This window comes from Pseudorhizobium endolithicum, assembly GCF_902153245.2.
GTDB classification, from domain to species: domain Bacteria; phylum Pseudomonadota; class Alphaproteobacteria; order Rhizobiales; family Rhizobiaceae; genus Neorhizobium; species Neorhizobium endolithicum.
Genome location: NZ_CABFWF030000008.1, coordinates 98,003 through 122,085, shown reverse-complemented (window position 1 = coordinate 122,085; position 24,083 = coordinate 98,003). Strand labels below are relative to the sequence as shown.

Genomic DNA, 24,083 nt, shown 5'->3' with positions numbered 1-24,083 from the left:
GGGGTTCGTGTTGAACACGCTCAAAGTCAGTCCGCCTCGTCATGGAGGCAATCCGGCGCAAGGACTGATCTGCGAGCTAGTCTGACGTGCCGGCTCGCCGGCAGGTCTCAATCTTTCTTCAAGGCAGCGTCGATGAGGCTCTTCGCCGCCTGAAACGCGGCTTCTATACTCATTTCCGAGGTATCTAGCAAGTGCGCATCCTCCGCTGGCTTCAGCGGACTGTCGGCTCGGCCCATGTCACGCTCGTCGCGCTTCTTCACGTCGGCGAAGACTGCGTCGAAATCTGCCATACCGCCGCCTGACAGTATCTCGTCATAGCGCCGCCTAGCGCGCACTTCCGGGGAGGCCGTGACGTAGAGCTTCACCGGCGCGTCGGGGCAGACGACGGTGCCGATATCGCGGCCGTCCAGCACCGTCCCCGGTTCGCGAAGGGAAAACCTGCGCTGCGCCTCCACCAGTGCCCGCCGGACGAATGGCATGACCGCGATCCTGGACGCCGCCTCGCCAATCTCGTGGCGCGACAGGACCGAGCGGTCGAGCCCGCCGAGATCCACCTCGCGCGCCATCCTTTCCGCCACGTCCTCGTCATCCAGCGGCAGGCCCGCATCGAGAAGCGCCTTGGCGGTTGCCCTATAGGTAAGCCCCGTATCCAGGTGCTGGAAGCCGTAGGTCTCGGCGATCCGGCGGGACAATGTCCCCTTGCCGGCCGCCGCCGGTCCGTCGATGGCGATGACGAAGCCCATCAGGCCGCCCTGCTCTCGACCGGCTCGATACGGGCGCCGAGACCGGTCATCAGGTCCATGAACTCGGGGAAGCTCGTGGCGATGATGCCGGCATTGTCGACCGTCACCGCATGCTCCGCGACGAGACCCATGACGAGGAAGCTCATCGCGATCCTGTGGTCGAGATGAGTGACGACGGCTGCCCCGGCGGTATTGCCGTAGCCCTTGCCGCCGGGGCGGCCGCGAACCACCAGCGTGTCCTCGCCCTCATCGCAGTCGACGCCGTTCACCTTCAGCCCGTCTGCCACAGCCGAAAGACGATCGGATTCTTTAACCCGCAGCTCTTCGAGACCGAGCATGGTCGTCGTGCCTTCGGCAAAGGCCGCGGCAACGGCGAGCACCGGGTATTCGTCGATCATCGACGGCGCACGGTCCGCCGGCACCGTGACTCCCTTCAACTCCGAATGCTTCACGCGCAGGTCCGCGACGTCCTCACCTCCGGCGAGCCTCGGATCGAGGATCTCGATGTCGGCACCCATCTCCTGCAGGGTCAGGATCAAGCCTGTGCGCGTCGGGTTCATCAGCACGTTCTCGATGGTGACGTCGGAACCCGGCACCAGAATGGCCGCCACCAGCGGGAATGCCGTCGAGGACGGATCACCCGGAACATCGATCACCTGTCCGATCAGTTGGCCCCGGCCCTCGAGACGGATCGTCCGCACCCCTTCGGCATCCGTCTCCACCATGAGGTTGGCACCGAAGCCCTGCAGCATCTTTTCCGTATGGTCGCGGGTCATCACCGGTTCGATGACCGTCGTCACGCCGGGCGTGTTGAGACCGGCGAGCAGGACTGCCGATTTTACCTGGGCAGAGGCCATCGGTACCCGGTAGGTGATCGGGTTCGGAATCGACGGGCCGCGTAGGGTCACCGGCAGTCGGTCGCCCTCTGCAGCCTTCACCTGGACCCCCATTTCGCGCAGCGGATTAAGCACACGGGCCATGGGGCGCTTTGAAAGCGAGGCATCGCCGATGAACGTGCTCTCGAAGTCGTAGACGCCGACCAGCCCCATGGTGAGCCGGCAGCCGGTGCCGGCATTGCCGAAGTCGAGCGGCGCTTCCGGCGCGAGCAATGCGCCGTTGCCCGTCCCCTGGATGATCCACTCGTCGCCGACCTTCTCGATCTTCGCGCCCATGGCACGCATCGCCTTGCCGGTGTTGATGACGTCCTCGCCCTCGAGCAGGCCCGTTATGCGCGTCTCGCCGGAGGCGAGGCCGCCAAACATGAAGCACCGGTGCGAGATCGACTTGTCGCCGGGAATGCGGACGGTGCCCTTCAGATCGGCGGATTTCAGCGAGCGGGCCGGCTTCAACGCGACACCATGCGACATGGTCTGTCCTTCTGTTCTTGTCTCTCGTATCGCCGGCGTGGTTAGCACAAAGCGGAAAGCCGGTCATCCGGCTATTTCGCCCTGTTGGACAAGGCGAGACGGCCAAGTTTACCTTTGACAGAAATGAGCGCAGGCCTTATGGGGACCGGCTTAGTTTTTCACCCGTTGACAGCCGCTCCGGCGGCAAGCCGACCCGGTCGGCCAGACTCACGAGGCTTTCACAGTGGCAAAAGCGGAACTCGGAACCAAACGTACCGACCCGGATACCGGCAAGAAGTTCTACGACCTCAACCGTGACCCGGTCGTCTCTCCCTATACGGGCAAGTCCTGGCCGCTCTCCTTCTTCGAGGAGAACACGGCCCAGATGAAGATGGAGCAGGCCGAGGAGGAGGAGATCCAGGAAGTCGATACCGAGAACACGGACGTCGAGCTGGTCAGCAATGACGACGGCGACGATGCGGGCGGCGACGACCTGCCGGATATCGGTGACGACGACGTCGAGATCGAAGGTGACGACGACGATACCTTCCTGGAAGCCGACGAAGACGATGACGATGACGACATGAGCGGCATCATCGGCGTGACCGGCGACGACGACGAAGTCTGATCCAGACGCTCCCGGCTCGCCGAAACCGAAAAATTCGGCGGGCCCCTCAAAAACGGCTTGCACTCTCCGGAAACCGGAAGTAAGAAGCCGCCACTCCGGGCGAAACGCCCCGGATTTCCCAGGACCGGATAGAGTGCCGGACCACCCTGATGGGGCTATAGCTCAGCTGGGAGAGCGCTTGCATGGCATGCAAGAGGTCAGCGGTTCGATCCCGCTTAGCTCCACCAAACCTTCCAAAGTACATGCAAGCCGGCGAACGATCGCGAGAGATTTGCGCGTCGTGAAAGCCCGCTCCGGGTGAGCGCGCTGTCCAGGAAGAGATCGCTCGCCCCTAGGGCCTATTCACACCTCAGGCCCTGATCCAGATAGCTCGGCACGCCGGCGGGCGGGGCGGGAATCGGAGAGGCGCGTCGCACGGCGGCGACGATATAGTTGTCGATAGCGGAATTGCCGGACGACCTGGACAGCGAGACGCTGGTGATGTTGCCGCTGCCGTCGAAGCTGAAGCGGACAGCGGCGGTGCCGGTATCATTTCCTGGGCAGCGACGGGCATTTCGCGCGATCTTGGATTGAACCCTCGACTTCCACTTGGCGGGCGAGACCGAGGGTTTCGACGAGCCTGTGGTGGTCTGGGTGGCGGCCGTGCGATCCGACTGCTTCGTCTGGAGCTTGGCCTGCTGTGCTGCCTTCGAGGCCTGCGGCTGCTTCCGGACCCGCTTCGGCGGCTCCTTCTTCGGCTCGGGCGGCGGGGGCGGACGCGAGACAGGCAGCGGCACCTCGACGTTTTCCAGCGCCGCGATCATCTGCTGTTCCAGCGGATCGACCTCTTCCACCGGTTCCGGCGGCGGCTCCGGGATCGTCTCGGTGATTTCGGGCTCCGGTTCCGGCTCTTCGACCGGTTCCGGTTCCACGGGCTCGGGCTCCGGCTCGACCGGTTCTGCGATCTCTTCCGGCGGGGGAGGTTCGACGGGCTCCGGCAACGGTTCGGGCGGCGGCTCCTCGACCGGCTCCAGTTGCTTGCTGGCGACCTCCATGGAGTCGACCTCCTCGGTCGCCACCTGGTCTTCTTCCGTATTGGCCGCCTCCGGTTCGGCGGCCAGTTCGATCATGATGGCGGCGGGCGGACCGTTTTCGGCCGGCGGGGCCGGTTCCTGCCGCAGCAGGACGGCGGCCGCCGAGATATGCGCCGTCAGCACCACCAGTGCGGCGGACGACCAGAGCGCCATTTCTGCAAACCGACCGGCGTGGCTGGGTCGGGGCGAGGCGGATGTCATGGGGCCGCCTCACTCACCGGAGCCGGTGCCGCCGGTTGTCCCGCCGTCGCGGCGGGCGCCGCACCGGGCAGCGTCTCGAGGCCCACGAGGGCGATCTTCAGGTACCCGGCATCGCGCAGCAGGTTCATGACCTCCATGAACTGGCCGTACTCGATCGCCCTGTCGGCGCGCAGGAAGATGCGCGTGTCCTTGTTGCCTTCGGTTACCCGTTCCAAGGCTGCCGCCAATTGCTCGCGCTGAACCGGATCGTTGCCGAGATTGAGGCCGAGGTCGTCCCTGACCGTGAGATAGAGCGGCTCATCCGGCCGCTGCGCCGGCTGGGCGGACGAGGCAGGCAGGTCGACATTCACGTCGACAGTTGCAAGCGGCGCCGCCACCATGAAGATGATGAGCAGCACCAGCATCACGTCGATGAAGGGGGTAACGTTGATCTCGTGGTTCTCGGAGAGATCGTCACCGTGGTTTTCGCGGATGCCGCCGGCCATGGATCATTCTCCCGCCACGAGCGAGACGGGCGACTTGCGGCTGCCGGGCGGCACCTTGCGGAAGTCGAGGTCGCGGCTGACCAGCCGCTCGACGCCGGAAGCGGCATCCGCCAGCAGATGGCGGTAGCCGGTGATGGAGCGGGCGAAGACGTTGTAGATCACGACGGCCGGAATGGCCGCGACGAGGCCGATCGCAGTCGCCAGCAGTGCCTCGGCGATGCCCGGGGCAACAACGGCCAGGTTCGTCGTCTGCGATTCCGAAATTCCGATGAAGGAGTTCATGATGCCCCAGACGGTGCCGAACAGCCCGACGAAGGGAGCGGTGGAGCCAATGGTGGCAAGCACGCCGGTGCCGCGCGACATCCGCCGTCCGGCATAGGACTCGATGCGCGAGAGGGCGGAGGCGACGCGTTCCTTAACGCCACCGTTGTCGGCATGGTCGAGGGCCGCTTCCGATAGGCGAACCTCATCGGCTGCGGCGCGCAGCATCAAGGCGGCCGGCCCGCCGCGCTTGCCGAGCTCATTCACGGCCTCGGCAAGCGTCGCGGAATTCCGGATGATCTTCAGTGTCCGTCCCGCACGGGTGCGGGCGCCGGCAAGTTCGAGCGTCTTGGCCAGCCAGACGGTCCAGGTGACCAGCGAGGCGAAGGCCAGCCCGATCATCACGCCCTTGACCACCCAGTCGGCGGCCATGAACATGCCCCAGGGCGACAGGTCATGCGGAATATCGGAGCGCTCCCCGGCTGGAAGAAGGGGCTCCAGGTCGGTGGAGGACCGCTCCATGGTAGGCTCCGCACCGCCCCTTGTCGGCGTTGCCGGATCCGCGGGCTCCGCCGTGACCTCGGGTGCGGCGGCCTGATCGGGTGCCGGTGTGGCCGATGGCGGTTGAGCTCCGCTCCCGGGGGCGACCGTTTGAGCAGCGGCCGGAGCCGGCGCGGTCGGTTCGGCTGCGGTGTCCGGTTGCTGCAGTGTCGGCTGCTGCGCAGCTTGCCCGGCAGCAGGCGGCTGCGGCGTTGCTTGCGGAACGTCGACGGGGCTCGAAGGAGCGGCCTGCGGGGCCGTGGCTGGCGGCTGAGGAGCTTCCTGCGCAACGGCAGAGCAAGGAGCGATCAGCAGCAGTCCTGCCAAGGCGGAAGCGCGAAGAAAAACGGTTTTACGGTCGGGTGCGGTCGACATGGCAGAGGCTCTCCGGACTGCGAGCCTGATCGTGGGAGGACGACCCGGGCTCCGGAATTGAAGGCCGGCTTTGTCCCGGCCTTGTTCACGGCCTTTCGATAATAAACATGACTTTGGTTGGCAACAATTAAATCTTGAACCCCGGCGTTCGGATTGGCTTTTTCCGGGAAAGCTCCGGCTCAAGCCTGTGAAGGCGAGAATTGCGCGACAAGTTCGTGGCGCTCGCCCGGATAGGTCAGCCGTACCTGCGTGATGTGCGCTTCGGTGCTCCAGGTGCGCCGTTCTATCACGAGGCACGCCGTTCCCGGCGCGAGGTCGAGTGCGTCCGCGGTACGCTTGTCGGCGGGAATGGCGCGAATACGGTGCTCCGCAGCGCTCCATGGAACCTGGCCGAGCAGCCAGCTTCCCGGAGGCTGGATGGAAAAGTCCGCCGACGCGGCGTCGGGCACCGCGTCGAGATTGATGAGCCGTTCCTCCAGGCAGAAGGGCAGTCCTCCCGCCAGGTGCGAGGCGGTGATCTCCAGAACGGGAGCTCCTTCCGGCAGATCGAGCCGCTGCCGATCATTTTTCCGGCACGGCCGTTCTTCGGAGGAGATAAGGCGATATTCGTAGTCCAGTCCGAGTGCCTGCACTTCTCGGGGGATATCATGGATTTCCATGACCAGCGATTGCACCTGCGGGCGGGTGACGAAGCTGCCAGATCGCCGCCGGCGCTCGATGAGGCCCTTCTTCACCAGCTCGCTCAACGCCTTGTTCACCGTCATGCGGGAGCAGGCGTAGTGCTCGGTCAGCTCGTGCTCGAAGGGAATCCGGTGCCCCGGCGGCCACTCGCCCGAAAGGATGCGCCCCTCCACCTCGCCAAGGATTCGTTCATGCAGGGACTTCGCCTTGACGTCTTCCGTCATGCCAGCCTCAGCCATACTCCGCTGCGACGATCGCCTCGCTGCGGATTTCTTCCGTCAGCTTCAGCCTGAGCGCCGAAAACTCCGGGCTCGCCTTGATCGTGTAGTGGCGGGGATGCGGAAGGCCGACCGGCGTGATCGACTTGATGCGGCCGGGACGCGCCGTCATCGTCACGACGCGCGACGCCATGAAGACCGCTTCCTCGATGTCGTGGGTCACGAAGACGACCGTCTTCTGCTCCCGCTCCCAGATGCCGAGCAGGAGTTCCTGCATCAGGCCGCGGGTCTGGTTGTCGAGAGCGCCGAATGGTTCGTCCAGCAGCAGGATCTTCGGATCGTTGGCCAGCGCGCGGGCGATCGCCGTTCGCTGCTGCATCCCGCCGGAGAGTTGCTTAGGCCAGTGGTTCTGGAAGCCGTGCAGGCCGACCTTGTCGAGGTAGCTGTCGACGATCTCCCACTTTTCCCTTTCGGGAACGCCGCGTTCGCGAAGGCCGAAGGCGACATTCTCGCGGATCGTGAGCCATGGGAAAAGGGTATAGGACTGGAACACCATGCCGCGATCGGCGCCCGGGCCTTTTATCTCCTTGCCGTCGAGAGTTACGGTTCCTGTCGTGGGCCGGTCGAGCCCCGCGATGATGCGCAGAAGCGTGGACTTGCCGCAGCCGGAGGGCCCCAGAATGGTGACGAAGTCGTTTTTCGGGATCTCAAGGTCCGTCGGCTGCAGCGCCTGCACGGGCTGTCCGCCTCGGACGCCGGGAAAGACCCGGCTGACACCCTGGATGATGAGTTCACTCATGCGAGCCTCCAGGCGAAGAGCTTCCTGTTCAGGCTCTTGAACGCAAAATCGGATACGAGGCCGATAAGACCGATGACGATGATGCCGAAGATGATCTGTCCGGTCGCCATCAGCGCCTGGCTGTTGATGATCATGTAGCCGATGCCGGAGGAGGCGCCGATCAGTTCGGCGACGATGACATAGGTCCAGGCCCATCCGAGCACCAGGCGCAGGATTTCGGCTATGTCCGGCGCGTTGGCAGGGATGAGCACGCGCCTTACGACGCCGCGATCGGTGGCGCCGAGCGTATACGCGGCCCCGACGAGGTCACGCCGGGTGCTGGAGACGGAGACGGCCACCATGAGAATGATCTGGAAGACGGCGCCGATGAAGATGACGAGCAGTTTCTGCATTTCGCCGATGCCCGCCCACAGGATCAGGAGCGGTACGAAGGCTGATGCCGGAAGGTATCGGGCGAACGACACGAAGGGCTCGAGCAGCGCCTCGACCGGCTTGTAGGCCCCCATTGCGATCCCGAGCGGCACGGCAACCGCGGCGGCCAGCACGAAGCCGCCGACCACGCGCCATACGGTCATGCCGATGTCTTCCAGGAAGCCCTGCTCAGTCAGCAGGTAGATTCCATCCTGCAGCATGGTGACCGGGTCGGCAAGGAAGGTGGGTGAGACGAAGCCGCCGAGCGTGGCGATGCCCCAGCCGGTGAAAAACAGGATAAAGAAAAGAATGCCGAGCAGGATGCGAGCCTGCGGGCCGATCGGTTCGAGAGGACGCATTCTGCCCCGGAATGTTGATCCGGCGGAGCAGGCTCCGCCGGTGCTGGTGGATGCTATTCGATGAAGGACGTATCGACGATCGTGGCGAGGTCAGGTTTCGACTTGATGATGCCGATTTCCATCAGAAGGTCCGCCGACTTCTCCGAGAAGGTCTTGAACTCGCCCTCGAAGAAGGTCTTGTTGGCGGCCTTGTCCTGCCATTCCAGGAACTTGGCTGAACCGCCGAAGGCTTCCGCCGACTGCTTCACATCGGCCCCCATGATGCCGTAGGCCTTCTCAGGTTCCGCCTTGATCATGTCCAGCGCCTCGAAATAGCTCTTTGCCAGAGCCTTCGCGGCATCGGGGTTTTCCGACAGGAATTGCGGGGTGCAGCCGAAGGTGTCCATGACCGCCGGGTAGTTAAGCGTCGTTGCAAGGATCTTGCCCTGGTCGGGTGCCGCGCGGACGGTCGAAAGATAAGGTTCGTAGGTCATGGCGGCGTCGTTCTGGCCGGCAACGAAGGCCTGCGCCGCCGGGCCGGGTTCCAGGTTGACGACGTTGACGTCCGTCATCGCCATGCCGTTCTCCTTGAGGATCCAGGCAAGGAAGAAGTAGGGGGAGGTGCCGGGCGCCGAAGCCGCGATCGTCTTGCCCTTCAGGTCCGCGACGCTGGAGACGTCGTTGCGAACAGCGATACCGTCCGCGCCATGCGACTTGTCCAACTGGAAGATCTGTTTCGAGGCAACGCCGTTGGCATTCCAGACGATCCAGGTTTCAACGGTCGTGGCCGCGCACTGGATGTCGCCGGAAGCAAGTGCGAGATGGCGGCTGGCCTGCGGAATTTTCTTGATCTCCACGTCGAGACCGTTCTTCTCGAAGATGCCGGCTTCCTTGGCGAGCGTCAGAGGCGCAAATCCCGTCCAGCCGGACATGCCGATCGAGACTGCGGTTTCTGCGTGAGCGGCGGAAGACATCAACGCAGCGGCAAAGGCCGCCATTACCCAGTTGCTTTTCATGATCCGGACCCCTGTTGATTTATTATGATGCAGGTAGGCGATCTGCCTCCTGGAGGGCATAGTAGGCATGCGGCCGATATTTTGTCTAGACAAAATGGGGTGCGACCTTCCGGATCCTGATGAGAAAGAAATCGGCGCCCTCGGCCGTATCGAGGACGTCGCGCGCCTCCGCGAGAAGCGCGTCGAGAGGATGGAGCACGAGGATATCGCCGCCCGTACTGACCTTCAGCCTGCCCGTGCGGCACAGGAGCATGCGAACGTCCTCCTTCGGCGGCACGGAGCATGGCCCGACAAGCCGCTCCACCGAATGAGTGAAGATGCCGCGCCGGGTCATCACATTGAGGTCGGTGATCATTCCTTCGATCAGGCTGGCGGAAGTCGCCACGTCGGCGGGGAAGGAGCACGGGTTCGACTGCGCGTCGAGCAGGATGGGCGCCGAGCCCTCGATGTCCAGACGGAGCCCCGCTCCTGTCAGCACGCACAGCGTTCGGTCGATGCCGGGAAAGCTGGAAAACGGCCCGCCGGATGCGACCGTGGCCATGCTGACCCGCCAGCCGAAGCCGTCCAGTCCGGCAGCCGGCGGATGGACGGCGATCTCCGCGGTTTCGCCGCCCCCGTTCTTCCACGGCATGCGACGGTAATCGGCTGCCCTGAGAACCTGCACGGGTTTCAGTTCCCCAGAATGCCGGGAAGGCGCAAGCCCTGCTCCTTTGCACAGTCGAGGGCGATGTCGTAGCCCGCATCCGCATGCCGCATGACGCCGGTGGCCGGGTCGTTCCACAGCACGCGCTCGATGCGGCGGTCGGCGTCCTCCGTGCCGTCGCAGCAGATGACCATGCCGGAATGCTGCGAGAAGCCCATGCCGACGCCACCGCCATGGTGCAGCGACACCCAGGTGGCGCCGGAAGCGGTATTGAGCAGCGCATTGAGAAGCGGCCAGTCGGACACTGCGTCCGAGCCGTCCTTCATCGTTTCCGTCTCGCGGTTGGGAGAGGCGACGGAGCCGGAGTCGAGATGGTCGCGTCCGATGACGATCGGAGCCTTCAGCTCGCCTTTGCGTACCATCTCGTTAAAGGCGAGGCCGAGCCGGTGGCGGTCGCCGAGGCCCACCCAGCAGATCCGCGCCGGCAGGCCCTGGAAGGCGATGCGCTCCTTCGCCATGTCCAGCCAGTTGTGCAGATGCGCGTTGTCCGGCAGCAGTTCCTTCACCTTGGCGTCGGTTCTGTAGATGTCCTCCGGGTCGCCGGAAAGCGCGGCCCAGCGGAACGGCCCGATGCCGCGGCAGAACAGCGGGCGGATATAGGCCGGCACGAAACCGGGAAAATCGAAAGCGTTCTCGAGACCTTCGTCCTTGGCGACCTGACGGATGTTGTTACCGTAGTCCAGCGTCGGGATGCCCATGTTCCAGAAGGCGAGCATGGCTTCGACATGCTCGCGCATGGAAGCGCGGGCGGCCTTCTCCACCGCCTTCGGATCGCTTTCCCGCTTCGCCTTCCATTCCCCCATCGTCCACCCCCTGGGCAGGTAGCCGTTGATGGGATCGTGAGCAGACGTCTGGTCTGTCACCATGCCGGGGCGGATGCCGCGCCTGACCATCTCCGGCAGGATTTCGGCGGCATTGCCGAGAAGACCGACGGACTTTGCCTCGCCGGCCGCGGTCCAGCGGCCGATCATCTCCATGGCCTCGTCGAGCGTGTGCGCCTTGGCATCGACGTAGCGCGTGCGCAGCCGGAAATCGATGCGGCTCTCATCGCATTCGACGGCAAGGCAGCAGGCGCCGGCCATGACGGCGGCGAGCGGCTGGGCGCCGCCCATGCCGCCGAGGCCGCCGGTGAGGATCCACTTGCCCTTCAGCTTGCCGTCATAGTGTTGGCGGCCGGCCTCGACGAAGGTTTCATAGGTTCCCTGCACGATGCCCTGGGTGCCGATATAGATCCATGAGCCGGCGGTCATCTGGCCGTACATGGCCAGACCCCGCTTATCCAGTTCGTTGAAGTGGTCCCATGTCGCCCAGTGCGGCACGAGGTTGGAGTTGGCGATCAGCACGCGCGGCGCGTCCCTGTGCGTGCGGAAGACGCCGACCGGCTTGCCGCTCTGCACCAGAAGCGTCTCGTCCTCGTCCAGCGTCTTCAGCGTCGCCGCGATGCGATCGAAATCGTCCCATGTCCGCGCCGCCCGGCCGATGCCGCCATAGACGACGAGCTCGTTCGGGTTCTCGGCGACGTCCGGGTCGAGGTTATTCATCAGCATGCGCAGGGGAGCCTCGGTGAGCCAGCTTCTGGCATTCAGCTCCGGCCCGCGCGGTGCCCGGATTTCGCGGATGTTGTGACGTGGATTGGTCATCGGTTCGCCTTTCGATCAGAGGGCGGGAAGAATGTCGCTGGAAATAGAAGCGTTCAGCGAGCCGTCGGCAACAAGGGTGGCGGCAGCCTCGAGGTCTGGGGCCATGTAACGATCCTCCTCCAATGCCGGAACCTTGGAGCGAACCGTCGCGATGGCCCTGACGAGTTCGGGGCTCGTCTCCAGTGGCGCACGCAGTTCGACCCCCTGTGCCGCCGTCAGTGCCTCGATGCCGATGATGCCGAACAGGTTGTCGGTCATCTGGAGAAGGCGCCGGGCGCCATGGCATGCCATGGAGACATGGTCCTCCTGATTGGCGGACGTGGGAGTCGAATCCACGGATGCCGGATGCGACATCTGCTTGTTCTCGCTCATCAGCGCGGCAGAGGTGACTTCGGCGATCATCAGGCCGGAGTTGAGGCCGGGATTCTTCGCCAGAAACGGCGGCAGGCCATAGGAGAGGGCGGGATCCACAAGCAACGCGATCCGGCGTTGGGCGATCGCGCCGATCTCGCAGACCGCAAGCGCGATCTGGTCGGCGGCGAAGGCGACCGGTTCGGCGTGGAAGTTGCCGCCGGACACGACGGAATCGTCGGAGAGCACCAGCGGGTTGTCCGTTACCGCATTCGCCTCGATCTCGAGCGTGCGGCCGACGCTGCGGAGCAGGTCCAGGCACGCCCCGTCCACCTGCGGCTGGCAGCGGATGCAGTAGGGATCCTGCACGCGCTCGTCGCCCTGCAGATGGCTTTCGCGGATGACCGAGCCCGCAAGCAGCGCACGCAGGGCCGCGGCAGTGTCGATCTGGCCCTGATGACCGCGGAGCGAGTGGATGTCCGGATGGAAGGGCGCCGACGAGCCCATTGCGGCATCGGTCGACATGGCGCCGGTGATCAGCGCGGATTGCGCAGCGCGGTGGGCCCGGAAAAGGCCGGCCAGCGCCAGCGCAGTGGAGGCCTGGGTGCCGTTGATGAGCGCCAGTCCCTCCTTGGCTGCCAGCACGACGGGCTGGAGTCCCGCCTGCTTCAGGGCGGCCAAGCCCGGCATCCGGCGTCCGGCAAGGAAGGCTTCCCCTTCACCCATCATCACGGCGGCCATGTGCGCCAGCGGTGCGAGATCGCCGGAGGCTCCCACCGATCCCTTTTCGGGGATGACCGGGATCACGTCGCGTGCAAGCATGCCTTCGAGGAGCCTTACGAGCTCTAGCCGCACACCGGAAGCGCCGCGCCCGAGCGAGACCAGCTTGAGCGCCATGATGAGCCGAACGACGCTCTCCGGCAGAGGGCTGCCGACGCCGCAGCAGTGCGAGAGGATGAGGTTACGCTGCAGGGTCGCGACGTCGCGGGCGTCGATCTTGATGGAGGCGAGCTTTCCGAAGCCGGTATTGATGCCATAGACCGGCTCGTTTCCAGCCGCGATCTGGGCAATTCGGGCTGCACCTTTCTCGATGGCGGCATCGAAGCTTGGGTCGAGCCGCGCAGCTTTCCGGTTCCAGTAGATCTCCTGCAGCGCCGCGAGGTCGACCGCGCCGGGGGTAAGGACGATGCTCATGCGGAAACCCTTCTTCCCTTGAAGACATGCTTGTGGAGCGGGTTGAAGCCGATTCGGTAGACGAGTTCCGCCGGGCTCTCGATGTCCCAGATGGCGAAATCCGCCGATTTGCCGATTTCGAGCGTGCCGGTTTCTTCGCTGAGCCCGAGCGCTCGCGCCGCTTCGCGCGTGACCCCGGCAAGGCATTCGTCGACCGTCAGCCCGAAAAGTGTCGCTGCCATGTTCATCGTCAGGAGGAGCGAGGTCAGCGGCGACGTGCCGGGATTGCTGTCGGTTGCCAGCGCGATATGAGCGCCTGCCTCGCGCAGAGCCTTCACGGGGGGCGCCTGCCTTTCGCGAAGAGTATAGAAGGCGCCGGGCAGCAGCACGGCCACCGTTCCGGCCTTCGCCATCGCCCTCGCATCGGCGGCATTCAGATATTCCAGATGATCCGCCGAAAGCGCGCCGTAGGACGCGGCCAGACGTGCGCCGCCGAGATCGGACAGCTGTTCCGCGTGCAGCTTCACCGGCAGGCCCAGGTCCACGGCCTTCTCGAAGACGCGGACCATCTCTGCCGGAGAGAAGGCGATCCCTTCGCAAAATCCGTCGACCGCATCCACAAGACCCTCGGCATGCGCGGCCTCCAGTCCCGGCAGTACGACGTCGGAAATGTAGTCGCCGTTGCGACCCCTGTATTCCGGCGGTGTGGCGTGGGCAGCAAGCCAGCTGGTGACGATCCGCACGGGACGAATTTCGCCCAGCCGGCGAGCCGCCCGCAGCATCTTCAGCTCTCCCTCGATGTTGAGCGCGTAGCCGGACTTGATCTCTACCGTGGAGACGCCCTCGGCCAGCAGCGTGTCCAGGCGGGGCAGGGCCTGCGCGACGAGGTCTTCCACGGAAAGCGCATTCGTCGTCTTGACCGAGGAAACGATGCCGCCGCCGGCCCGCGCAATCTCCTCGGCGGTGGCGCCGGCAAGCCGCCTCTCGAATTCGCGCGCCCGGTTGCCGCCGTAGACGAGGTGGGTATGGCAGTCGATCAGTGCGGGGGTGATCCACCGCCGGCCGCAATCGAACGTGGTCAGCGATTGCCTGAGGGAATGGGGCACGTCTGCTTCGGCCCCGCAGTAGGCGATGCGGCCGTCCTGTACCGCGAGGGCTCCGGCTTCGACAATCGGAGGCCCCCCGGGCGACAAACCAAGGATGCGGGCGTTCAGCCAGAGGCCGGAAGCGGTTCGGTCCATGCCGGAAACGGAAAACTGGCTCATGCTATCCTCTTCCCTTCTTGCTCTATATGTATATACATAAAAGCGGACCTGGCAAGACGAAAACCCTTGGTCCGTCAACCGGACGGAGGACCCTGATGACGAATGGAGTTCATGCCGCAGCCGCGCTGCTTCCGGAAGGATGGGCGCAAGATGTGCGGGTCACGCTGGAGGGCGGGCGCATCCGGTCCGTCGAGGTCGGTGTCGATCCCGTGGCGGGTGACGAACGCCATGCGGTGCTGGTGCCGGCCATGCCCAACCTTCATAGCCACGCATTTCAACGCGCCATGGCGGGTCTTGCGGAGATCCGAGGTCCCGGCCCCGACAATTTCTGGAGCTGGCGCGAACTCATGTACCGCTTCGCCCTCTCGATGACGCCGGACCAGATGGAGTCGGTCGCGGCACAGCTTTATGTGGAAATGCTGGAGGCGGGCTTCGGTCGCGTCGGCGAGTTCCACTATCTGCACCATGACGGCGATGGACGACCTTATGCCAACATCGCCGAGATGGCAGGGCGCATTGCGGCGGCAGCGGGCGAAACGGGCATCGGCTTGACGCTCCTGCCGGTCTTCTATGCCCATTCCGGTTTCGGCGGTGCAGCACCTGCCGACGGCCAGCGGCGGTTCATCAACTCGCTGGAAAGCTTTGCCCGCGTGCTGGAGGGATCGCGCGCGGCTGTTGCAGTCCTGCCCGGCGCCGTCGTCGGTGTCGCGCCCCACAGCCTGCGGGCGGTGTCGCCGGAGGAATTGGCATCCGTCGTACCGATGGTGGAGGAGGGACCGGTGCATATCCATGTGGCCGAGCAGACAAGGGAGGTCGAGGACTGCATTGCCTGGTCCGGCTTGCGGCCGGTGGAATGGCTGCTCGCGAACGCGGACGTCGGCAGGCGCTGGTGCCTGATCCACGCGACGCACATGACAACGGAAGAGACGCGGAGAATGGCGACGACTGGAGCCGTTGCGGGTCTCTGCCCGATCACGGAGGCAAACCTCGGAGACGGGATTTTTCCAGGCACGGAGTTCCTGGCGGCGGGTGGAGCTTTCGGCATCGGTTCCGATTCGAATGTCCTCATAGACTGCGGGGACGAACTCCGCCAATTGGAGTATTCGCAGCGGCTGGGGCTTCGGGCCCGCAACGTGATCGCACGGCCTGGCGGCTCGAACGGCCGCGCCCTGTTCGAAGGCGCCCTGAAGGGCGGAAACCGGGCACTCGGCGGAGAGAGCGGCCTGAAGGAGGGTGCTGCGGCCGACTTTGTGGCACTGGACCTCTCGGCTGCACCCTACCTCAAGCGCGATCAGGTCCTCGACGGCTGGATCTTTGCCGGAAGTGTCAGGCCCGACTGCGTGTGGGTGAACGGCACGAAGCTGGTCGAGAGCGGACGGCACCGTCACCGCCAGAGGATTGCCGCACGGTTCCATGCGGCAATGAAGGACCTTGTGGAGGCCTGATCAGCGGGCGAGCCAGCCGCCGTCGACCGGCAGGACGATGCCATGAACATAATCGGAGGCGGCGGAGGCCAGGAAGACCGCGGCGCCGCCCAGTTCATCCGGCCTGCCCCAGTGACCGGCGGGGATGCGGCCGAGGATCGCCGCATTGCGGTCCGGGTCGTTCCGCAGCGCTTCCGTATTGTTGGTCTCGAAGTAGCCCGGCGCGATGGCGTTGACGTTGATGCCCTTGCCGGCCCATTCACAGGCAAGAAGGCGCGTCAGCCCGGCGAGCCCGCTCTTGGAGGCGGTATAGGAGGGGATGCGGATGCCGCCCTGGAAGGAGAGGAGCGAGGCGATATTGATGATCTTGCCGGGCTGCCCCTGAGCGATCACGTGACGGGCGAAAGCCTGGCTCAGGAAGAACACGCTCTTCAGGTTGACATCCATCACGTCGTCCCAATCCGCTTCCGTGAAATCCACGGCGTCTGCCCGGCGGATGATGCCGGCATTGTTGACGAGGATGTCGGCGCGTCCCGACCAGGCGAGGGTCTGGTCGATGACATCCTTTACCGGTTCGATGGTGGAAAGATCGGCCTTGATGAAGCGGCACTTGCCCCGCCCGCCCGCCATGATGGCCGCTTCCGTTTCGGCCATGGATGAGCGCCCGACGAGCGCGATATCGGCACCGGCGCCGGCAAGCGCTACGGCGATTGCCTGCCCCAGGCCGGTATTGGCGCCGGTGACGATGGCGGTCCTGCCTGTCAGGTCGAATGAAATGGTCACGTCTCGCTCCTCCTCGTGTGACAAGAAAAAGCCGCCGGAAATTTCTCTCCAGCGGCTCTTGTTGTGGGTACCGTCGCTTACAGCGTCCGGGTGACGTGCTCCACGCGGAAGCACTCGATGACATCGCCGGCGCGGATGTCTTCGTAGTTCTCGAAGGCCATGCCGCATTCCTGGCCGACCGGCACTTCCGAGACTTCGTCCTTGAAGCGCTTGAGCGTCTTGAGCTTGCCTTCGTGGATGACGACGTTGTCGCGCACGAGGCGGACGCCCGCACCGCGCTCGACCTTGCCTTCGGTGACGCGGCAGCCCGCGACCTTGCCGACCTTGGTGATGTTGAACACCTCCAGGATTTCGGCATTGCCGAGGAAGGTCTCGCGGCGCTCCGGCGACAGCAGGCCCGACATTGCTGCCTTCACGTCATCCACCAGGTCGTAGATGATGTTGTAGTAGCGGATCTCGATGCCGGAGCGTTCGGCGAACTGGCGGGCCTGTGCGTTCGCACGGACGTTGAAGCCGATGATCGCGGCATTGGACGCCTCGGCGAGCGAGATATCCGACTCCGTGATCCCGCCGGCGCCTGAATGGACGATGCGGGCACGGACTTCGTCCGTTCCGAGCTTCTCCAGTGCGCCTGCGATAGCTTCGATCGAGCCCTGCACGTCGCCCTTGATGACGAGCGGGAACTCCTTCAGGCCGGACGTCTGCAACTGCGACATCATCTGCTCGAGAGAGCCGCGCGAACCCGACTGGCGGGCGGCGGCCTTGTCGCGGGCGAGACGCTGGCGGTATTCGGAAATCTCGCGGGCGCGGCCTTCGTTTTCGACCACGGCGAACTTGTCGCCGGCTGCCGGAGTGCCGGAAAGCCCCAGGACCTCGACCGGCATGGCCGGTCCGGCTTCCTTGACGTGCTCGCCCTTGTCGTTGACGAGGGCGCGAACACGGCCCCACTGGTCCCCTGCGACGAGGATCTGGCCCGGCTTGAGCGTTCCCTTCTGCACCAGGACGGTCGCCACCGCGCCGCGTCCACGATCCAGCTGGGCTTCGATCACGGTGCCTTCGGCCGTCCGGTTCGGATTGGCCTTGAGGTCGAGGATTTCGGCCTGCAGCAGGATGGCTTCCAGCAGCTTGTCGAGATTGGTCTGGTTCTTCGCCGAGACCTCGACATCGAGCACCTCACCGCCCATGCTTTCCACGAAGACTTCGTGCTGCAGGAGCTCGGTGCGGACCTTCTGCGGGTTGGCCGTCGGCTTGTCGATCTTGTTGATCGCCACGATGATCGGCACGCCGGCCGCCTTGGCGTGGTTGATGGACTCGACCGTCTGCGGCATCACGCTGTCGTCGGCAGCGACCACGAGGATCGCGATGTCCGTCGCCTGCGCGCCCCGGGCACGCATGGCGGTGAATGCCGCGTGACCGGGGGTGTCGATGAAGGTGATCTTCTGACCGTTCTGCTCCACCTGGTAGGCGCCGATATGCTGGGTGATGCCGCCGGCTTCCCCGGCGACCACGTTCGCGTGGCGGATGGCGTCGAGCAGCGAGGTCTTGCCGTGGTCGACGTGGCCCATGATGGTGACGACCGGCGGACGCGGCAGCATTTCGCCATCGTCATCGGCTACGTCGAAGATACCCTCTTCGACGTCCGATTCAGAGACCCGCTTGACCGTGTGGCCGAATTCCACCGCGATGAGCTCGGCAAGGTCGGCGTCGATGACGTCGCCCGGCTTCATCATCTGGCCTTCCTTCATCAGGAACTTGATGACGTCCACCGCGCGCTCGGACATGCGCTGCGAGAGTTCCTGGATGGTGATCGTTTCCGGCAGCGTTACTTCGCGCATGACCTTCTCGCGAGGCTCCTGCATCTGGCTGCGGCGGAATTTCTCCTGCCGGCGGCGCATGGCAGCCATCGAACGGCCGCGGGCGGTGCCGCCTTCGTCATCCGTGCTGACGGTGGTGACGGTCAGTTTGCCGCGGCGGCGTTCGTCTTCGGTCTTCGGACGAGCGGGTACCTTGGCGGGCGCCGGAGCCGCAACGCGGCCACGGGCGGGAACACCACGGGGCGGACCGCGGTCGTCGTCCTCATCATCTCCTGCGCGACGGCGGCCGACAACGGGTTGAGACGGCGCGGCGGGCTGCGGGCGAGCGACGGCTGGACGCTCGGCAGCCGGTGCTGCAGCCGGTGCGGGTGCCGGCGGCTCTTCGGCCGGTTCCGGAGCCGGCTCTGCGGCGCGACGAGCAGCCTCGGCGGCTTCCTCGATGCGGCGACGCTCTTCCTCGGCCTTGCGGCGGGCTTCTTCCTCGGCGCGCTGCTTGGCTTCAACGACTTCGCGGGCCTGCGCTTCCATCAGGGCGCGGCGGCGTGCTTCCATCTCGCCCGCGGACAGGTCATGCAGGACCGCGCCGCGCGGTCTCTCCGGCTGGCGGGTCTGCGGGGCGGGAGCGGCCGGGCGCTGAGCCTGGGGCTGATGGACGCGGGGAGCCGATGCCTGCGGCTGGCGCGGAGCCGGCGCGGCCGGATCGGGAGCGCGTGTTGCTGCTGGAGCCGGTGCCGTGAATGTCGGTTTGTCATCCTCGGGACGGATCGGACGGCGCTTGCGGGTCTCGACCACGACCGCCTTGGTGCGGCCACGGCCCATGTCCTGGCGCACTGTGCCCTGGCTCACTCCCGAAGGCTTCAGGGTGAGGGTCTTCTTAACCCCAAGCGTCTTGTCGTCTTTGTTGTCGGTCATTCCGTTCCTGTTCCTTCAAACGAGGACGGATGGCGTACATCAGACCTCGTCTATCAATGCATGTCTCTCGGTGCGGCGGCCGGCTGCTGCCGGTGACCGCGTCATGTCTGTGGCCGGCTGGCGCCGCCACCTGCTCCCGATTGACCGGCACCGCGGTACTTTTCGAGCATGGTTGCGCGCTTCACTACACCCTCACCCGCCTGTCCGGCAAGCGCCGCGGCGTGGATAAAAGCATTCTGGCCTAACAGTTCGTCCATTTCCGCGCCGGTGAAGAGCGAAAAAGACGGGATGTCGTCTTCGGCATCGGTGCCGAGTTTCCAGGCCTTTCTGGCCTGGTCGATCTTCCTGACGCCGTCGGCCGCCGCGTCGGTCGCATGGAATACCGCCACGGCAGCACCCGAACGCACGGCGGCATCCACCTTCATGGCGCCGGTGATAAACTGGCCCGCCTTGCGCGCCATGTTCATCATGCCGATGAGGTCGGCTGCCAGCAGCCGGTCCACCAGGGCGCCAAGATCCGGCGCCACCGTGACCTCCCGCTTCAAGGCGCGGGCAAAAAGCCTCCGCTGGACCGCCCGGTCCACAAGCGCCCGCTCCGGCGTCACCCAGCAGCCCCGACCCGGAAGCTGCCGCTTCAGGTCCGGTACCACCTTCCCGTCGGGGCCGGCGACGAACCGCAGCAGCGTTCCTGGCTCCGCAGTGTTTCGCGTGACGATGCAGGTGCGGTCGTTCACAACCAGCTCCGCATCGTCATCCGCTTCCTGCCCAGCACCTTCCGTCATCATTCTTCAGCGACGGCTTCTGCCTCTTCACCCTCTACGTCCTGCTCGGCAGCCAGATCGTCCTCGGTGATCCAGCCTGCCAAGAGGCGGGCCTGAACGATCATGTTCTCGGCTTCGGCGCGGGAAACATCGAACTTCGAGAACAGGCCCTCGAACTTCTTCGTCTCGCCGTCCTTGCGTTCGCTCCAGCCGACGAGATCGTCCGCAGCGCAGCCGGCAAAGTCCTCGACCGTCTTGATCCCGTCTTCGCCGAGGGCAACCAGCATCTGGCCGTTCAGGCCGTCGATCTGGCGCAGCTCGTCCTGGACACCGAGCTCCTTGCGCTTGGCGTCCATCTCGGCCTCGATCTTTTCGAGATATTCGCGGGCCCGGGTCTGGATCTCCTGGGCGGTATCCTCGTCGAATCCTTCGATGGAGGAGATTTCCTCCACATCCACGTAAGCCAGTTCCTCGACGGCGGCGAAGCCCTCCGAGGCAAGAACCTGGCCGACCATCTCGTCGACGTCGAGGGCATCCATGAAGAGCTGGGTGCGCTCGTTGAATTCCTTCTGGCGGCGTTCGGATTCTTCCTGCTCGGTCAGGATGTCGATGTCCCAGCCGGTCAGCTGCGATGCCAGGCGCACGTTCTGCCCGCGGCGGCCGATGGCGAGCGAAAGCTGCTCGTCCGGAACCACGACCTCGATGCGCTCCGCATCCTCGTCGAGAACGACCTTTGCCACTTCGGCCGGCTGAAGCGCGTTGACGATGAAGGACGCCGGATCGTTCGACCACGGAATGATGTCGATCTTCTCGCCCTGCAGTTCGCCTACGACCGCCTGGACGCGGGAGCCGCGCATACCGACGCAGGCGCCGACAGGATCGATGGAGGAATCGTTGGAAATCACCGCGATCTTGGCACGCGAACCCGGATCGCGCGCGACCGACTTGATCTCGATGATGCCGTCGTAGATTTCCGGAACTTCCATGGTGAAGAGCTTCACCATGAACTGCGGATGGGTGCGCGACAGGAAGATCTGCGGGCCGCGCTGCTCGCGGCGGACGTCGTAGACATAGGCGCGGACGCGGTCACCGTAGCGCATGGTCTCGCGCGGGATCATCTCGTCGCGGCGGATGATGCCCTCGCCACGGCCGAGGTCGACGATGACATTGCCGTATTCGACGCGCTTTACGGTGCCGTTGACGATCTCGCCGACGCGATCCTTGAATTCCTCGTACTGGCGATCGCGCTCTGCTTCGCGAACCTTCTGGACGATGACCTGCTTGGCGGACTGGGCGGCGATGCGGCCGAAGTCCATCGGCGGCAGCGGGTCGGCGATGAAGTCGCCGATCTTGGCGTCGGGATTGCGGTCGCGTGCCAGCTCGAGGGGGATCTGCGTGCCGTAGTCCTCGGCCTGCTCGACCACTTCGAGGAGGCGCTGCAGGCGGATTTCGCCGGTCTTGGAGTTGATGTCGGCACGAATGTTGGTTTCCGAGCCGTAGCGGGAGCGCGCTGCCTTCTGGATGGCATCGGCCATTGCGGCCAGCACGATCTCGCGGTCGATGACCTTTTCACGTGCCACTGCATCCGCAATCTGCAGAAGCTCGAGCCGGTTTGCACTCACTGCCATTGTCGTTGGTCTCCGTCAGTCAAAGGTTCGCGGCGCGTCGGCCGGTTATTCGGTTGTTACTCGTCGTCGCCTTCGCCGTTCTGGTTGGCGGCCTGCGCCTTTGCCAGCTTGTCGGCGCGAAGCGCGTCGCGGATCAGATCGTCCGTCAGGATCAGCTTGGCTTCCGAGAGCGCCGTGAACGGGATGGTGACGCTCGGTGCTTCGCCATAGGCCACCTGGTCGCGCTCGATCGTGAAGCCTTCGTCGTTCGTCTCGACGATCTTGCCGCGGAACCGCTTGCGGTTGTCGACCATGATCGACGTCTCGCACTTTACCACATGACCCTGCCAATGCGAAAAGTCGGACTTGCGGACCAACGGCCTGTCGATCCCAGGGGATGACAGCTCGAGATGATAAGCCTTGTCTATCGGATCTTCCACATCGAGAACAGGCGAAATCGCCATGGAGAGCTTCTCGCAGTCCTCGACGGTCATAGTGCCGTCGTTCCGCTCGGCCATGACCTGCAGCGTGAGGCCGTTCTGGTTCATCATCCGGACGCGCACGAGCCTGTAGCCCATGCCGACGAGCACCGGCTCGATGATTTCCGCAATTCTGAGGTCGAGACCCGTCTCGATGAGGATGCGGGGCTCGTGTTCCGTCTGCGACATTGGCTGTTCCGACATTCCGTTGCTCCTAGGAGCTTGTGGTCTGTCCCGATCGCCTAACAAAAAAGAGCGGGTCCCGGTCAGGCCCCACTCTTCATCAAACGATCAAGAATATGACCCGCATATACGCGCTACGGAGGTCTTTTGCAAGGGCGGCACCAGAACGCTTCGGACTGGCTTCCGGCGCTGCCTGTCCTATACTTTCCGCCCATCGCCTGCAGACGAGTTGGAATTCGCGTGCCAAACCCGAGATCACCGTTCGCCCCCTTACGTCACGAGACCTACCGCAACATGTGGCTGGCCAGCATGGCCTCCAATCTCGGCGGGTTGATCCAGGCGGTGGGTGCCGCGTGGATGATGACGGCGCTGACCAGTTCGGAGAACCTCGTGGCGCTCGTCCAGGCATCGACGGCCTTGCCGATCATGTTGTTCTCGGTCGTTTCCGGCGCGCTGGCCGACAGCTTCGACCGCCGGAAGGTGATGCTGACGGCGCAGTTCCTGATGCTGACGGCTTCGATCCTGCTGGCGCTTTTCGCATCCGCCGGCTGGCTTACGCCGTGGCTGCTGCTGATGTTCACCTTCGTGATCGGCTCCGGGACGGCGCTGCACAATCCTTCCTGGCAGGCTTCGGTGGGCGACATCGTTCCACGCGACGATCTGCCCGAAGCGGTTTCACTCAACAGCGCCGGCTTCAACATCACGCGAAGCGTCGGCCCGGCGCTGGGCGGCATCATCGTTGCGGCGGCGGGTGCGGCCATGGCCTTCGCTGTCAATGCCGTCAGCTATTTCGCCCTCATCTTCGCGCTGCTTCGCTGGAAGCCGAACTATCCGAAGAACCCCCTTCCGCGCGAAACGCTGGGGAGCGCCATATCCGCCGGTCTCCGCTATGTCGCGATGTCGCCCAATCTCGAGAAGGTGATGTTCCGCGGCTTCCTGTTCGGCGTGTCGGCCGGATCGGTGCTGGCACTCCTGCCCATCGTCGCGCGAGACATCCTGCAGGGAGGTCCGCTGACCTATGGCGTCATGTTCGGCGCCTTCGGCGTCGGCGGCATTGCCGGCGCATTTCTCAATGCACGGATCAGGGAGCGCTTGAGGAGCGAGCAGATCGTTCGCGCCAGCTTCACGGGTTTTGCCCTGAGCGCATCGATCATCGGCCTGAGCACTTTCAGCGTGGTGACCTTCTTCGGCCTCGTACTTGCGGGCATCTGTTGGGTCCTTACGCTTTCGCTGCTGAATACGGTGGTGCAGCTGTCGACGCCGCGCTGGGTTGTGGGGCGGGCTCTCTCACTCTACCAGACGGCGACCTTCGGCGGCATTGCCGCCGGCAGCTGGCTTTGGGGCTATTGGGCGGAGGAGTTTTCAGCCACCAATGCCCTCATTGCCTCGAGCCTTCTCATGCTCGGTGGGGCTGCCATTGGCCTCCGCCTGCCGATGCCGGACTTCCGCTCCCTCAATCTCGACCCGCTCAACCGCTTCGTGGAACCCTCCCTCAGCCTGGAGATCCAGCCGCGAAGCGGGCCGATCGTCATTCAGGTGGATTACGAGATCGACGACCAGGATCTTCCGGAATTTCTCTCGTTGATGGCGGAGCGGCGTCGCATCCGCATCCGCGATGGGGCCCGGAATTGGGCGCTGATGCGCGACCTGCAATATCCCGAGATATGGACGGAGACCTATCACGTGCCCACCTGGGTCGAGTATGTCCGGCACAACCAGCGCCGCACGCAGGCCGATGCCGAGACGACCGACCGCATCCTCGCTCTTCACCGCGGCGACAAGGTTCGCGTGCATCGGATGATCGAGCGTCAGACGATCCCCATGACGCGCGACGACGTCTTCCATCAGCCGCACATCGACCCGCACTGAACCG

The 24,083-nt window shown here is 64.8% G+C and carries 21 protein-coding genes and 1 tRNA gene; 4 read left to right on the top strand and 18 right to left on the bottom strand.

The window, feature by feature from the left end:
- Positions 1 to 107 precede the first annotated feature (107 nt).
- Together cmk and aroA are read right to left on the bottom strand one after the other, a co-directional pair.
- A complete protein-coding gene (cmk, locus tag RTCK_RS05270; protein WP_142522255.1) occupies positions 108 to 743 on the bottom strand; it encodes a (d)CMP kinase in 636 nt (211 codons plus the stop codon).
- Positions 743 to 2,110: a 3-phosphoshikimate 1-carboxyvinyltransferase gene (gene aroA, locus RTCK_RS05265; RefSeq protein ID WP_142592023.1), complete on the bottom strand. Its 1,368-nt coding sequence runs from the start codon at positions 2,108 to 2,110 to the stop codon at positions 743 to 745. Before aroA ends, cmk begins: the two co-directional genes overlap by 1 nt.
- Before the next feature lie 223 nt (positions 2,111 to 2,333).
- On the opposite strand from aroA, the gene RTCK_RS05260 reads away from it, so the two are divergent.
- Both RTCK_RS05260 and RTCK_RS05255 read left to right on the top strand, forming a co-directional pair.
- Complete coding sequence (locus RTCK_RS05260) at positions 2,334 to 2,717, top strand: TIGR02300 family protein (RefSeq protein ID WP_142592022.1); 384 nt, start codon at positions 2,334 to 2,336, stop codon at positions 2,715 to 2,717.
- Between the two features lie 151 nt (positions 2,718 to 2,868).
- A tRNA-Ala gene (locus tag RTCK_RS05255) sits at positions 2,869 to 2,944 on the top strand.
- A gap of 111 nt (positions 2,945 to 3,055) precedes the next feature.
- On the opposite strand, the gene RTCK_RS05250 is transcribed toward RTCK_RS05255, so the two are convergent.
- The 11 genes from RTCK_RS05250 to hutI all read right to left on the bottom strand — a co-directional run bounded on the left by RTCK_RS05250 (position 3,056) and on the right by hutI (position 14,247).
- The gene (locus RTCK_RS05250) at positions 3,056 to 3,991 is read right to left on the bottom strand and encodes a TonB family protein (protein ID WP_235988586.1); all 936 of its coding nucleotides are present in this window, start codon (positions 3,989 to 3,991) and stop codon (positions 3,056 to 3,058) included.
- A complete protein-coding gene (gene exbD / locus RTCK_RS05245) occupies positions 3,988 to 4,476 on the bottom strand; it encodes a TonB system transport protein ExbD (protein ID WP_142592021.1) in 489 nt (162 codons plus the stop codon). The genes RTCK_RS05250 and exbD overlap by 4 nt, the downstream gene beginning before the upstream one ends.
- A gap of 3 nt (positions 4,477 to 4,479) precedes the next feature.
- Positions 4,480 to 5,652 carry a tonB-system energizer ExbB gene (gene exbB, locus RTCK_RS05240; RefSeq protein ID WP_185927920.1) on the bottom strand — a complete coding sequence of 391 codons (1,173 nt, stop codon included), beginning with the start codon at positions 5,650 to 5,652 and terminating at the stop codon, positions 4,480 to 4,482.
- Between the two features lie 179 nt (positions 5,653 to 5,831).
- Positions 5,832 to 6,557: a histidine utilization repressor gene (gene hutC, locus RTCK_RS05235; RefSeq protein WP_142592020.1), complete on the bottom strand. Its 726-nt coding sequence runs from the start codon at positions 6,555 to 6,557 to the stop codon at positions 5,832 to 5,834.
- 7 nt (positions 6,558 to 6,564) lie between these two features.
- A complete protein-coding gene (locus RTCK_RS05230) occupies positions 6,565 to 7,350 on the bottom strand; it encodes an ABC transporter ATP-binding protein (protein ID WP_142592019.1) in 786 nt (261 codons plus the stop codon).
- Positions 7,347 to 8,120: an ABC transporter permease gene (locus RTCK_RS05225; protein WP_142592018.1), complete on the bottom strand. Its 774-nt coding sequence runs from the start codon at positions 8,118 to 8,120 to the stop codon at positions 7,347 to 7,349. Before RTCK_RS05225 ends, RTCK_RS05230 begins: the two co-directional genes overlap by 4 nt.
- Before the next feature lie 53 nt (positions 8,121 to 8,173).
- A complete protein-coding gene (locus RTCK_RS05220) occupies positions 8,174 to 9,115 on the bottom strand; it encodes an ABC transporter substrate-binding protein (protein ID WP_185927919.1) in 942 nt (313 codons plus the stop codon).
- 85 nt (positions 9,116 to 9,200) lie between these two features.
- On the bottom strand, positions 9,201 to 9,779 hold the full coding sequence (locus RTCK_RS05215; protein ID WP_142592017.1) for a HutD/Ves family protein: 579 nt from the start codon (positions 9,777 to 9,779) through the stop codon (positions 9,201 to 9,203).
- A 5-nt stretch (positions 9,780 to 9,784) separates the two neighbouring features.
- A complete protein-coding gene (gene hutU / locus RTCK_RS05210; RefSeq protein WP_142592016.1) occupies positions 9,785 to 11,458 on the bottom strand; it encodes a urocanate hydratase in 1,674 nt (557 codons plus the stop codon).
- A gap of 15 nt (positions 11,459 to 11,473) precedes the next feature.
- Positions 11,474 to 13,003, bottom strand: coding sequence for a histidine ammonia-lyase (hutH, locus tag RTCK_RS05205; protein ID WP_142592015.1), 1,530 nt, complete (start codon positions 13,001 to 13,003; stop codon positions 11,474 to 11,476).
- On the bottom strand, positions 13,000 to 14,247 hold the full coding sequence (hutI, locus tag RTCK_RS05200; RefSeq protein WP_235988585.1) for an imidazolonepropionase: 1,248 nt from the start codon (positions 14,245 to 14,247) through the stop codon (positions 13,000 to 13,002). The genes hutH and hutI overlap by 4 nt, the downstream gene beginning before the upstream one ends.
- A 95-nt stretch (positions 14,248 to 14,342) precedes the next feature.
- Here hutI and RTCK_RS05195 point away from each other — a divergent pair, with 95 nt between their 5' ends.
- Entirely contained in the window at positions 14,343 to 15,692 is a 1,350-nt protein-coding gene (locus RTCK_RS05195; RefSeq protein WP_142592014.1) for a formimidoylglutamate deiminase, read from the top strand.
- On the opposite strand, the gene kduD is transcribed toward RTCK_RS05195, so the two are convergent.
- The 5 genes from kduD to rimP all read right to left on the bottom strand — a co-directional run bounded on the left by kduD (position 15,693) and on the right by rimP (position 22,231).
- Positions 15,693 to 16,454, bottom strand: a complete 762-nt coding sequence (gene kduD / locus RTCK_RS05190; protein ID WP_185927918.1) for a 2-dehydro-3-deoxy-D-gluconate 5-dehydrogenase KduD — start codon at positions 16,452 to 16,454, stop codon at positions 15,693 to 15,695.
- 77 nt (positions 16,455 to 16,531) lie between these two features.
- Positions 16,532 to 19,180 (bottom strand): translation initiation factor IF-2, encoded by a 2,649-nt coding sequence (infB, locus tag RTCK_RS05185; protein WP_142522241.1) that lies wholly within the window; start codon positions 19,178 to 19,180, stop codon positions 16,532 to 16,534.
- A 101-nt stretch (positions 19,181 to 19,281) separates the two neighbouring features.
- Complete coding sequence (locus RTCK_RS05180; protein WP_235988584.1) at positions 19,282 to 19,962, bottom strand: RNA-binding protein; 681 nt, start codon at positions 19,960 to 19,962, stop codon at positions 19,282 to 19,284.
- Positions 19,962 to 21,569, bottom strand: a complete 1,608-nt coding sequence (nusA, locus tag RTCK_RS05175; RefSeq protein ID WP_142592011.1) for a transcription termination factor NusA — start codon at positions 21,567 to 21,569, stop codon at positions 19,962 to 19,964. The genes RTCK_RS05180 and nusA overlap by 1 nt, the downstream gene beginning before the upstream one ends.
- 56 nt (positions 21,570 to 21,625) lie before the next feature.
- Positions 21,626 to 22,231: a ribosome maturation factor RimP gene (gene rimP, locus RTCK_RS05170; protein ID WP_142592010.1), complete on the bottom strand. Its 606-nt coding sequence runs from the start codon at positions 22,229 to 22,231 to the stop codon at positions 21,626 to 21,628.
- Positions 22,232 to 22,450: 219 nt separating this feature from the next.
- Here rimP and RTCK_RS05165 point away from each other — a divergent pair, with 219 nt between their 5' ends.
- The gene (locus RTCK_RS05165; RefSeq protein ID WP_142592009.1) at positions 22,451 to 24,079 is read left to right on the top strand and encodes an MFS transporter; all 1,629 of its coding nucleotides are present in this window, start codon (positions 22,451 to 22,453) and stop codon (positions 24,077 to 24,079) included.
- The last annotated feature ends 4 nt before the right edge of the window (positions 24,080 to 24,083 follow it).